The 10,475-nt window shown below is 64.5% G+C and carries 10 protein-coding genes, 2 pseudogenes and 2 riboswitches; of the genes and pseudogenes, 6 read left to right on the top strand and 6 right to left on the bottom strand.

Features of this window, described 5'->3' with window-relative positions; genetic code table 11:
• Positions 1-755 (top strand): annotated as a pseudogene (locus AC0L2A_RS02190) (hypothetical protein); the annotation flags it as partial.
• A 26-nt stretch (positions 756-781) separates the two neighbouring features.
• On the opposite strand, the gene AC0L2A_RS02185 reads toward AC0L2A_RS02190, so the two are convergent.
• The 4 genes from AC0L2A_RS02185 to AC0L2A_RS02170 form a co-directional block, all read right to left on the bottom strand.
• Positions 782-1,081: a CcdB family protein gene (locus tag AC0L2A_RS02185; protein WP_023803907.1), complete on the bottom strand. Its 300-nt coding sequence runs from the start codon at positions 1,079-1,081 to the stop codon at positions 782-784.
• Positions 1,081-1,323, bottom strand: a complete 243-nt coding sequence (locus AC0L2A_RS02180; protein WP_091593381.1) for a type II toxin-antitoxin system CcdA family antitoxin — start codon at positions 1,321-1,323, stop codon at positions 1,081-1,083. The genes AC0L2A_RS02185 and AC0L2A_RS02180 overlap by 1 nt, the downstream gene beginning before the upstream one ends.
• A gap of 63 nt (positions 1,324-1,386) precedes the next feature.
• Positions 1,387-3,207, bottom strand: a complete 1,821-nt coding sequence (locus AC0L2A_RS02175; protein ID WP_473607329.1) for an ABC-F family ATP-binding cassette domain-containing protein — start codon at positions 3,205-3,207, stop codon at positions 1,387-1,389.
• A gap of 1 nt (position 3,208) precedes the next feature.
• Positions 3,209-3,853, bottom strand: coding sequence for a thiamine diphosphokinase (locus AC0L2A_RS02170; RefSeq protein WP_473607331.1), 645 nt, complete (start codon positions 3,851-3,853; stop codon positions 3,209-3,211).
• 102 nt (positions 3,854-3,955) lie between these two features.
• A riboswitch (TPP riboswitch) is annotated at positions 3,956-4,069 on the top strand.
• A gap of 43 nt (positions 4,070-4,112) precedes the next feature.
• Between AC0L2A_RS02170 and thiB (AC0L2A_RS02165) the strand changes: the two genes are divergently transcribed.
• Positions 4,113-5,126 carry a thiamine ABC transporter substrate binding subunit gene (gene thiB / locus AC0L2A_RS02165; RefSeq protein WP_027152926.1) on the top strand — a complete coding sequence of 338 codons (1,014 nt, stop codon included), beginning with the start codon at positions 4,113-4,115 and terminating at the stop codon, positions 5,124-5,126.
• A gap of 223 nt (positions 5,127-5,349) precedes the next feature.
• On the opposite strand, the gene thiB (AC0L2A_RS02160) is transcribed toward thiB (AC0L2A_RS02165), so the two are convergent.
• The gene (gene thiB, locus AC0L2A_RS02160) at positions 5,350-6,363 is read right to left on the bottom strand and encodes a thiamine ABC transporter substrate binding subunit (RefSeq protein WP_027152926.1); all 1,014 of its coding nucleotides are present in this window, start codon (positions 6,361-6,363) and stop codon (positions 5,350-5,352) included.
• 43 nt (positions 6,364-6,406) lie between these two features.
• Positions 6,407-6,520, bottom strand: a riboswitch (TPP riboswitch).
• A gap of 102 nt (positions 6,521-6,622) precedes the next feature.
• On the opposite strand from thiB (AC0L2A_RS02160), the gene AC0L2A_RS02155 reads away from it, so the two are divergent.
• The 4 genes from AC0L2A_RS02155 to AC0L2A_RS02140 all read left to right on the top strand — a co-directional run bounded on the left by AC0L2A_RS02155 (position 6,623) and on the right by AC0L2A_RS02140 (position 9,694).
• The gene (locus AC0L2A_RS02155; RefSeq protein ID WP_473607331.1) at positions 6,623-7,267 is read left to right on the top strand and encodes a thiamine diphosphokinase; all 645 of its coding nucleotides are present in this window, start codon (positions 6,623-6,625) and stop codon (positions 7,265-7,267) included.
• Position 7,268: 1 nt separating this feature from the next.
• Entirely contained in the window at positions 7,269-9,089 is a 1,821-nt protein-coding gene (locus AC0L2A_RS02150; protein WP_473607329.1) for an ABC-F family ATP-binding cassette domain-containing protein, read from the top strand.
• Positions 9,090-9,152: 63 nt separating this feature from the next.
• Positions 9,153-9,395: a type II toxin-antitoxin system CcdA family antitoxin gene (locus tag AC0L2A_RS02145; protein WP_091593381.1), complete on the top strand. Its 243-nt coding sequence runs from the start codon at positions 9,153-9,155 to the stop codon at positions 9,393-9,395.
• Complete coding sequence (locus AC0L2A_RS02140) at positions 9,395-9,694, top strand: CcdB family protein (protein WP_023803907.1); 300 nt, start codon at positions 9,395-9,397, stop codon at positions 9,692-9,694. Before AC0L2A_RS02145 ends, AC0L2A_RS02140 begins: the two co-directional genes overlap by 1 nt.
• 26 nt (positions 9,695-9,720) lie before the next feature.
• Here AC0L2A_RS02140 and AC0L2A_RS02135 read toward each other — a convergent pair.
• Positions 9,721-10,475 (bottom strand): annotated as a pseudogene (locus tag AC0L2A_RS02135) (hypothetical protein); the annotation flags it as partial.

The following is a 10,475-nucleotide window of genomic DNA, read 5'->3' as shown; positions in this document are numbered from 1 at the left end:
CGGCGCGCGCGGCGGGGGCGGTCCCCCCCCCCCCCCCGCGCCCCCCCCCCCGGGGGGGGGCCCCCCCCCCCCCCCCGCCGCGCGGGGGCGGGGGGGGGGGGCGGGCGGCGCCGACCGATAGCGCAGCCGCGCCGGCAGCGCGGGCCCTGGGTGCCGCGCCGGGTGCTGCACCGACAGCCGCGCCTGCGGAAACCGCGCTGGCGGTCGGCCAGAAGGCGATCTTCTACGAGGAGCGCACCAGCACCGCGCAAGGCTCGGCCGAGCCCGGCAGCATCGTCTGGTCGCTGGTGCAGGAATCTCCCGGCGGCAATCTGCCGCCCGAGCCGGCAATCCGCGCCGAGGCGAGCATTCCGGGTAAGGACGTGCAGTTGCGCATGACCATCCGCCGCAACACCGACCAGACGCTGCCGGCCAGCCACATCATCGAGATGATTTTCCTGACGCCCGATGGTTTCGACGGCGGCGGTGTCGACAACATCCTGCGCGTCGCCATGAAGGGCTCTGAACAGGATGCCGGCAGTCCGCTGATCGGCATCCCGGCCAAGATCGCCGACGGCTTCTTCCTGGTCGCGCTCAACGACACAAAGGCGGACGAAGACGCCAATCTGACCCTGCTCCGGGGCCAGAAATGGATCGACGTGCCGGTCGTCTACAAGACCGGACGGCGGGCGCTGCTCACCATGGAAAAGGGCATTCCCGGCGAGAAGGTGTTCGACGAGGCGCTGAAGGCCTGGCAAACAAAAGAGGCGGGCTGAGGCCGGCTCACCAGCCTCCCTTCGGCTCAGAAGCCCTGGAACAGCATGTCGAGCGCGGCCACGATGTCGTCGTGATGCCTGGAGATATTCAGTCGACTTTCGCCCAATTCCTTGGCTGGAACCGTGGCGATCAGATGGGTGGCCACAACCAATTTTCGCCCATTGATCTCGACGAGGGGATGGAGCTTTCGCATCGGCGGCGGCGTCATTGTTGTCGGAAGCAGCGGGATCACCACCCGTGTTTTAAAATCGTCGAGCAGGTCGGATTGGACGTCCAGCAAATAGCTGCCTTCGACCCGACCCGCGAAGACATCATAGCGTGCCATCAGAACTGCCGATGTTCTTCCAACGGAATACCGTGCTTTTCGACGTATTCGTTCCACGCTTCTATTGTGGCGCGATTCTCAAGTTTCCATAGTCGGGCTTTTTCTGCAGCCACCGCCTCTGCGATACCGGCTTCGGCGGCGCGCGAGACATTCACATCGAGTCCCTTGGCTTCCTTCATGAGCTTTGAGTCGATCGACAGATTTGCCGGCTGACGAACCGCATTCATAGCTATCTTTCGCATGATAACCTCCGCAGAATGCGCATAATGTATGCGCATTGTCGTGTTGGAGCAACGGCGAAGCGTCTAACCCTCCATCTCCTCGCGCAGCATTTCAAGTTCCAGCCATTCCTCCTCGAGCGCTGCCAGCGTGGCGCGCTCCTTGTCGAGCGCGGCGATGGTCTTCTGGAATGAGGCCGGGTCGCGCTCGTAATAGGCCGGGTCGGCGATATTGTCCTCCAGCCGTGATATCGAGGCGGTCACCGCGTCGATCTTCTTGGGCAGCGATTCCAGCGCGAATTTCTGCTTGAACGACAGTTTTTTCGCCGGGCCCTTCGGCGCAGTTGCCTCTGTCCTGGCTGCCGCCGCCACTTCACTCGTCTCGGCCTTCGGCCGTGCCTTGCGGTCGTCCAGCCTGGTGCCGCCGCGCTGCGCCAGCATGTCGGAATAGCCGCCGGCATACTCGATCCAGCGGCCGCCGCCTTCCGGCGCGATCAGGCTGGTCACCGTGCGGTCGAGGAAATCGCGGTCGTGGCTGACCAGGATGACGGTGCCGGGAAAACCGGCGACCAGTTCCTGCAGCAGTTCCAGCGTCTCCATGTCGAGATCGTTGGTCGGCTCGTCGAGCACCAAAAGATTTGCCGGCCGCGCCAGCACGCGGGCGAGCAGCAGCCGCGCCCGCTCGCCGCCCGAAAGCTCGCGCACCGGCGTGCGCGCCTGTTCCGGCTTGAACAGGAAGTCCTTCATGTAGGAGACGACGTGGCGCTGCTCGCCGTTGATGACAAGGTTCTCGCCGCGGCCGTCGGTGAGATATTGCGCCAGCGTCTCTTGCGGGTCGACCGCCTCGCGTTTCTGGTCGAGCGTGGCGATCTCCAGATTGGTGCCGAGTCGCACCGTGCCTGAGTCCGGCTTCAATTCGCCGGTCAGCATCTTCAGCAGCGTCGTCTTTCCGGCGCCGTTCGGGCCGACCAGGCCGACGCGGTCACCGCGCTGGATGCGGGTCGAGAAACCCCTGACCACGGTGAGGTCGCCAAAGCTCTTCTCGATGTTCCTGGCCTCGATCACCAGCTTGCCGGATTCGGCGGCGTCGCTGGCCACCATGGTCGCCGCACCCTCGGCGCCGCGATGGCCGCGAAAGCGCTGGCGCATGGTCTGTAGTTCGCCGAGCCGGCGCATGTTGCGCTTGCGCCTTGCCGTCACGCCATAGCGCAGCCAGTGCTCCTCGCGCACGATCTGGCGGCCAAGCTTGTGCTGCTCGCGCTCTTCTTCTTCCAGCACGGTGTCGCGCCATTCCTCGAAATGACCAAAACCCTTGTCCAGCCTGCGGGTCTGGCCACGATCGAGCCAGACGGTGGCGCGCGACACGCGCTCGAGGAAGCGGCGGTCGTGCGAGATGACGATCAGCGCCGAAGAGGTGCGGGCAAGCTCCTCCTCCAGCCATTCGATGACCGACAGGTCGAGATGGTTGGTCGGCTCATCGAGGAGGAGAATGTCGGGCTCCGGCGCCATGACGCGGGCCAGGGCAGCACGGCGGGCTTCGCCGCCGGAAAGATCGTTCGGCCGTTCCTCGCCGGACAGGCCGAGATGCTCCATCAGATAGGTGGCGCGGTAGGGATCGTCGGCGGGTCCGAGCCCCGCCTCGACATAGGCGCGGACGCTGGCGAAACCATCCATGTCGGGCATTTGCGGCAGGTAGCGCACTGTTGCCGAAGGCTGGCGGAACACCTCGCCATCCTGCGGCTCGATCAATCCCGCAGCGATCTTCAGCAACGTCGACTTGCCCGAGCCGTTGCGGCCGACCAGAGCGATCTTGTCGCCCGCCGACGCCGTCAGTTCCGTCCCGTCGAGCAGCGGCGTGCCACCGAAGGTCAGTTTTATCCCGTCGAGATTGAGAAGCGGCGGCGCCATGTCAGCTTTCAGGTAGGGGGAATGGATGGGCGAGCAACAGCGCGCGGCCGCTGCCCAGCGCGACTTCGAGCCGGCCCTTGACCTCGTTGGAAATGGTCAGCGACGAGCCGAACGCCACCTCGACATGATTCAGCGGCCATTTGGCGCCGGTCACGGTCAGACCGGCAAGGTCGGAGAAGCCGAGAATCGAAAACAGCGTGCCGTCGGCGTAGTCGAAGCCGGCCTTTCCGGGAAGCAAGGGCACGCCTTCTTGTGCGCCACTGGTCAAAAGCACCTCTGTCCCTGCCTCGGCCAGCCGGACGCCGAGCGCCAGGTGCAGGAAGGCGTGGTCGGTGCGCTTGCCGCCGAACGCGCCGGCGAGCACGAGGCTGGTCGCGCCGCGTTCGAGCGCGGCGGCGATAGCCAGTTCGCCGTCGGTCTTGTCCTTTTCTGCCGGAAACACCTGGCGCGGCACGGCGGCGAGCTCGTCCGGCAAATTCGCCGGCACCGAATCGAAGTCGCCGACCCAGAGTTCCGGCGTCAGGCGCAGAGTCCGGGCATGGCTGATGCCGGCGTCGGCGGCGATGACACGAGTGCCTTCGACCTGGCGGTCGAGCAGCGGCGTGCGGATAAGGTCGCCGCCAAGCAGGATGGTGAATTTGCTCATATGCGTGGCCCTTACCAGCCCTGCTTGCGAAACGGAAGGCCGCGGTCTGGATGCCCGGCAAACTTCCGCTTGCGCCGCAGATGGGCCGGGCCTATGTGTCGAAGCGCTCTAACGGGGTGCTGGACGCGATCTTCGCGGACCGGCTGAGAGGCAACCTGCCAACCCGCTGAACCTGATCCGGTTTGTACCGGCGGAGGGATTAGACGTTTCGGACAACCCGACGCCTCAATTCCCTTCAACGCCAACGAAGGAGGCGCCGATGCGCACGTTTTTATACACACTTGTTTCGGCAGTGCTGCTCGCGGCGACCGTTCTCGCCGGCACCGGGCCGGCATCCGCGCAGGAAAAACTCACCGTCTATACCTATGAGAGCTTCACCGCCGAATGGGGTCCAGGCCCGGCGGTCAAGAAGGCGTTCGAGGCCGAATGCGGCTGTATTCTCGAATTCGTCGCGGTCGCCGACGGCGTCGCCCTGCTCAACCGCGTCAGGCTGGAAGGGGCCGCGACCAAGGCCGACATCGTGCTCGGCCTCGACACCAATCTGACAGCGGAAGCCAAGGCCACCGGCCTGTTTTCGCCGCATGGTGCCGTCATCGACGTCAAGGTGCCGGGCGGCTGGAGCGACGATATTTTCGTGCCGTTCGACTATGGTTATTTCGCCGTCGTCTACGACACCGAAAAGCTGAAGACGCCGCCGAAGAGCCTGAAGGAATTGGTCGAGGGCAATGCCGATGAAAAGATCGTCATTCAGGATCCGCGCACCTCGACGCCCGGTCTCGGCCTGCTGTTGTGGGTGAAGTCGGTTTATGGCGACAAGGCGCCCGAAGCCTGGGCCAAGCTTAAGGCAAAGGTGCTCACCGTGACGCCGGGCTGGAGCGAGGCCTACGGCCTGTTCACCAAGGGCGAGGCGCCGATGGTGCTGTCCTATACCACGTCGCCGGCCTATCACATGGTCGCCGAAAACACCCAACGCTATCAGGCAGCGTCCTTCGACGAGGGCGCGTATCTGCAGATCGAGGTTGCCGGCATCACCAAATCAGGTGCGAAGAACCCGTTGGCGAAACAGTTCCTGACTTTCATGACCGGGCCGAAATTCCAGGATGTCATTCCCGAGACCAACTGGATGTTCCCTGCCGGCAAGACCGAGAAGCCGCTCAATCCGGCTTTCGACAAGCTCGTCAAGCCGACCAAGACGTTGCTGTTAAGCCCCGAAGAGGTCGCCGCCAACCGCAAGGCCTGGGTCGACGAGTGGCTGTCGGTGATGAGCAAGTAGGACTTAGATTTCTGCATGGTGTTCGCTCCACGCCACCCCCCTCTGGCCTGCCGGCCATCTCCCCCTCCAGGGGGGAGATCGGATGTCACTTCCGCTTTCGCCAATCGCAACAGTCGAAGGATTGAGGCGAGGGTGAAGCTTCCAATCTCCCCCCTTGTGGGGGAGATGGCCGGCAGGCCAGAGGGGGGTGGCGTGGAGCGAACACCATGCAGAAATCTAAGTCCTACTTGCTCATCACCGACAGCCACTCGTCGACCCAGGCCTTGCGGTTGGCGGCGACCTCTTCGGGGCTTAACAGCAACGTCTTGGTCGGCTTGACGAGCTTGTCGAAAGCCGGATTGAGCGGCTTCTCGGTCTTGCCGGCAGGGAACATCCAGTTGGTCTCGGGAATGACATCCTGGAATTTCGGCCCGGTCATGAAAGTCAGGAACTGTTTCGCCAACGGGTTCTTCGCACCTGATTTGGTGATGCCGGCAACCTCGATCTGCAGATACGCGCCCTCGTCGAAGGACGCTGCCTGATAGCGTTGGGTGTTTTCGGCGACCATGTGATAGGCCGGCGACGTGGTATAGGACAGCACCATCGGCGCCTCGCCCTTGGTGAACAGGCCGTAGGCCTCGCTCCAGCCCGGCGTCACGGTGAGCACCTTTGCCTTAAGCTTGGCCCAGGCTTCGGGCGCCTTGTCGCCATAAACCGACTTCACCCACAACAGCAGGCCGAGACCGGGCGTCGAGGTGCGCGGATCCTGAATGACGATCTTTTCATCGGCATTGCCCTCGACCAATTCCTTCAGGCTCTTCGGCGGCGTCTTCAGCTTTTCGGTGTCGTAGACGACGGCGAAATAACCATAGTCGAACGGCACGAAAATATCGTCGCTCCAGCCGCCCGGCACCTTGACGTCGATGACGGCACCATGCGGCGAAAACAGGCCGGTGGCCTTGGCTTCCGCTGTCAGATTGGTGTCGAGGCCGAGCACGATGTCGGCCTTGGTCGCGGCCCCTTCCAGCCTGACGCGGTTGAGCAGGGCGACGCCGTCGGCGACCGCGACGAATTCGAGAATACAGCCGCATTCGGCCTCGAACGCCTTCTTGACCGCCGGGCCTGGACCCCATTCGGCGGTGAAGCTCTCATAGGTATAGACGGTGAGTTTTTCCTGCGCGGATGCCGGCCCGGTGCCGGCGAGAACGGTCGCCGCGAGCAGCACTGCCGAAACAAGTGTGTATAAAAACGTGCGCATCGGCGCCTCCTTCGTTGGCGTTGAAGGGAATTGAGGCGTCGGGTTGTCCGAAACGTCTAATCCCTCCGCCGGTACAAACCGGATCAGGTTCAGCGGGTTGGCAGGTTGCCTCTCAGCCGGTCCGCGAAGATCGCGTCCAGCACCCCGTTAGAGCGCTTCGACACATAGGCCCGGCCCATCTGCGGCGCAAGCGGAAGTTTGCCGGGCATCCAGACCGCGGCCTTCCGTTTCGCAAGCAGGGCTGGTAAGGGCCACGCATATGAGCAAATTCACCATCCTGCTTGGCGGCGACCTTATCCGCACGCCGCTGCTCGACCGCCAGGTCGAAGGCACTCGTGTCATCGCCGCCGACGCCGGCATCAGCCATGCCCGGACTCTGCGCCTGACGCCGGAACTCTGGGTCGGCGACTTCGATTCGGTGCCGGCGAATTTGCCGGACGAGCTCGCCGCCGTGCCGCGCCAGGTGTTTCCGGCAGAAAAGGACAAGACCGACGGCGAACTGGCTATCGCCGCCGCGCTCGAACGCGGCGCGACCAGCCTCGTGCTCGCCGGCGCGTTCGGCGGCAAGCGCACCGACCACGCCTTCCTGCACCTGGCGCTCGGCGTCCGGCTGGCCGAGGCAGGGACAGAGGTGCTTTTGACCAGTGGCGCACAAGAAGGCGTGCCCTTGCTTCCCGGAAAGGCCGGCTTCGACTACGCCGACGGCACGCTGTTTTCGATTCTCGGCTTCTCCGACCTTGCCGGTCTGACCGTGACCGGCGCCAAATGGCCGCTGAATCATGTCGAGGTGGCGTTCGGCTCGTCGCTGACCATTTCCAACGAGGTCAAGGGCCGGCTCGAAGTCGCGCTGGGCAGCGGCCGCGCGCTGTTGCTCGCCCATCCATTCCCCCTACCTGAAAGCTGACATGGCGCCGCCGCTTCTCAATCTCGACGGGATAAAACTGACCTTCGGTGGCACGCCGCTGCTCGACGGGACGGAACTGACGGCGTCGGCGGGCGACAAGATCGCTCTGGTCGGCCGCAACGGCTCGGGCAAGTCGACGTTGCTGAAGATCGCTGCGGGATTGATCGAGCCGCAGGATGGCGAGGTGTTCCGCCAGCCTTCGGCAACAGTGCGCTACCTGCCGCAAATGCCCGACATGGATGGTTTCGCCAGCGTCCGCGCCTATGTCGAGGCGGGGCTCGGACCCGCCGACGATCCCTACCGCGCCACCTATCTGATGGAGCATCTCGGCCTGTCCGGCGAGGAACGGCCGAACGATCTTTCCGGCGGCGAAGCCCGCCGTGCTGCCCTGGCCCGCGTCATGGCGCCGGAGCCCGACATTCTCCTCCTCGATGAGCCGACCAACCATCTCGACCTGTCGGTCATCGAATGGCTGGAGGAGGAGCTTGCCCGCACCTCTTCGGCGCTGATCGTCATCTCGCACGACCGCCGCTTCCTCGAGCGCGTGTCGCGCGCCACCGTCTGGCTCGATCGTGGCCAGACCCGCAGGCTGGACAAGGGTTTTGGTCATTTCGAGGAATGGCGCGACACCGTGCTGGAAGAAGAAGAGCGCGAGCAGCACAAGCTTGGCCGCCAGATCGTGCGCGAGGAGCACTGGCTGCGCTATGGCGTGACGGCAAGGCGCAAGCGCAACATGCGCCGGCTCGGCGAACTACAGACCATGCGCCAGCGCTTTCGCGGCCATCGCGGCGCCGAGGGTGCGGCGACCATGGTGGCCAGCGACGCCGCCGAATCCGGCAAGCTGGTGATCGAGGCCAGGAACATCGAGAAGAGCTTTGGCGACCTCACCGTGGTCAGGGGTTTCTCGACCCGCATCCAGCGCGGTGACCGCGTCGGCCTGGTCGGCCCGAACGGCGCCGGAAAGACGACGCTGCTGAAGATGCTGACCGGCGAATTGAAGCCGGACTCAGGCACGGTGCGACTCGGCACCAATCTGGAGATCGCCACGCTCGACCAGAAACGCGAGGCGGTCGACCCGCAAGAGACGCTGGCGCAATATCTCACCGACGGCCGCGGCGAGAACCTTGTCATCAACGGCGAGCAGCGCCACGTCGTCTCCTACATGAAGGACTTCCTGTTCAAGCCGGAACAGGCGCGCACGCCGGTGCGCGAGCTTTCGGGCGGCGAGCGGGCGCGGCTGCTGCTCGCCCGCGTGCTGGCGCGGCCGGCAAATCTTTTGGTGCTCGACGAGCCGACCAACGATCTCGACATGGAGACGCTGGAACTGCTGCAGGAACTGGTCGCCGGTTTTCCCGGCACCGTCATCCTGGTCAGCCACGACCGCGATTTCCTCGACCGCACGGTGACCAGCCTGATCGCGCCGGAAGGCGGCGGCCGCTGGATCGAGTATGCCGGCGGCTATTCCGACATGCTGGCGCAGCGCGGCGGCACCAGGCTGGACGACCGCAAGGCACGGCCGAAGGCCGAGACGAGTGAAGTGGCGGCGGCAGCCAGGACAGAGGCAACTGCGCCGAAGGGCCCGGCGAAAAAACTGTCGTTCAAGCAGAAATTCGCGCTGGAATCGCTGCCCAAGAAGATCGACGCGGTGACCGCCTCGATATCACGGCTGGAGGACAATATCGCCGACCCGGCCTATTACGAGCGCGACCCGGCCTCATTCCAGAAGACCATCGCCGCGCTCGACAAGGAGCGCGCCACGCTGGCAGCGCTCGAGGAGGAATGGCTGGAACTTGAAATGCTGCGCGAGGAGATGGAGGGTTAGACGCTTCGCCGTTGCTCCAACACGACAATGCGCATACATTATGCGCATTCTGCGGAGGTTATCATGCGAAAGATAGCTATGAATGCGGTTCGTCAGCCGGCAAATCTGTCGATCGACTCAAAGCTCATGAAGGAAGCCAAGGGACTCGATGTGAATGTCTCGCGCGCCGCCGAAGCCGGTATCGCAGAGGCGGTGGCTGCAGAAAAAGCCCGACTATGGAAACTTGAGAATCGCGCCACAATAGAAGCGTGGAACGAATACGTCGAAAAGCACGGTATTCCGTTGGAAGAACATCGGCAGTTCTGATGGCACGCTATGATGTCTTCGCGGGTCGGGTCGAAGGCAGCTATTTGCTGGACGTCCAATCCGACCTGCTCGACGATTTTAAAACACGGGTGGTGATCCCGCTGCTTCCGACAACAATGACGCCGCCGCCGATGCGAAAGCTCCATCCCCTCGTCGAGATCAATGGGCGAAAATTGGTTGTGGCCACCCATCTGATCGCCACGGTTCCAGCCAAGGAATTGGGCGAAAGTCGACTGAATATCTCCAGGCATCACGACGACATCGTGGCCGCGCTCGACATGCTGTTCCAGGGCTTCTGAGCCGAAGGGAGGCTGGTGAGCCGGCCTCAGCCCGCCTCTTTTGTTTGCCAGGCCTTCAGCGCCTCGTCGAACACCTTCTCGCCGGGAATGCCCTTTTCCATGGTGAGCAGCGCCCGCCGTCCGGTCTTGTAGACGACCGGCACGTCGATCCATTTCTGGCCCCGGAGCAGGGTCAGATTGGCGTCTTCGTCCGCCTTTGTGTCGTTGAGCGCGACCAGGAAGAAGCCGTCGGCGATCTTGGCCGGGATGCCGATCAGCGGACTGCCGGCATCCTGTTCAGAGCCCTTCATGGCGACGCGCAGGATGTTGTCGACACCGCCGCCGTCGAAACCATCGGGCGTCAGGAAAATCATCTCGATGATGTGGCTGGCCGGCAGCGTCTGGTCGGTGTTGCGGCGGATGGTCATGCGCAACTGCACGTCCTTACCCGGAATGCTCGCCTCGGCGCGGATTGCCGGCTCGGGCGGCAGATTGCCGCCGGGAGATTCCTGCACCAGCGACCAGACGATGCTGCCGGGCTCGGCCGAGCCTTGCGCGGTGCTGGTGCGCTCCTCGTAGAAGATCGCCTTCTGGCCGACCGCCAGCGCGGTTTCCGCAGGCGCGGCTGTCGGTGCAGCACCCGGCGCGGCACCCAGGGCCCGCGCTGCCGGCGCGGCTGCGCTATCGGTCGGCGCCGCCCGCCCCCCCCCCCCGCCCCCGCGCGGCGGGGGGGGGGGGGGGGCCCCCCCCCGGGGGGGGGGGCGCGGGGGGGGGGGGGGGACCGCCCCCGCCGCGCGCGCCG

The sequence above is a fragment of the Mesorhizobium sp. WSM4844 genome, from assembly GCF_055811775.1.
Note: the sequence above shows the minus strand (reverse complement) of the source record. Positions and strands in the feature narration are given on the sequence as shown.

Coding starts and splice junctions, on each gene's coding strand:
- AC0L2A_RS02185 (WP_023803907.1), bottom strand. CDS start 1,081: ATGGCACGCTATGATGTCTTCGCGGGTCGGGTCGAAGGCAGCTATTTG.
- AC0L2A_RS02180 (WP_091593381.1), bottom strand. CDS start 1,323: ATGCGAAAGATAGCTATGAATGCGGTTCGTCAGCCGGCAAATCTGTCG.
- AC0L2A_RS02175 (WP_473607329.1), bottom strand. CDS start 3,207: ATGGCGCCGCCGCTTCTCAATCTCGACGGGATAAAACTGACCTTCGGT.
- AC0L2A_RS02170 (WP_473607331.1), bottom strand. CDS start 3,853: ATGAGCAAATTCACCATCCTGCTTGGCGGCGACCTTATCCGCACGCCG.
- thiB (WP_027152926.1), top strand. CDS start 4,113: ATGCGCACGTTTTTATACACACTTGTTTCGGCAGTGCTGCTCGCGGCG.
- thiB (WP_027152926.1), bottom strand. CDS start 6,363: ATGCGCACGTTTTTATACACACTTGTTTCGGCAGTGCTGCTCGCGGCG.
- AC0L2A_RS02155 (WP_473607331.1), top strand. CDS start 6,623: ATGAGCAAATTCACCATCCTGCTTGGCGGCGACCTTATCCGCACGCCG.
- AC0L2A_RS02150 (WP_473607329.1), top strand. CDS start 7,269: ATGGCGCCGCCGCTTCTCAATCTCGACGGGATAAAACTGACCTTCGGT.
- AC0L2A_RS02145 (WP_091593381.1), top strand. CDS start 9,153: ATGCGAAAGATAGCTATGAATGCGGTTCGTCAGCCGGCAAATCTGTCG.
- AC0L2A_RS02140 (WP_023803907.1), top strand. CDS start 9,395: ATGGCACGCTATGATGTCTTCGCGGGTCGGGTCGAAGGCAGCTATTTG.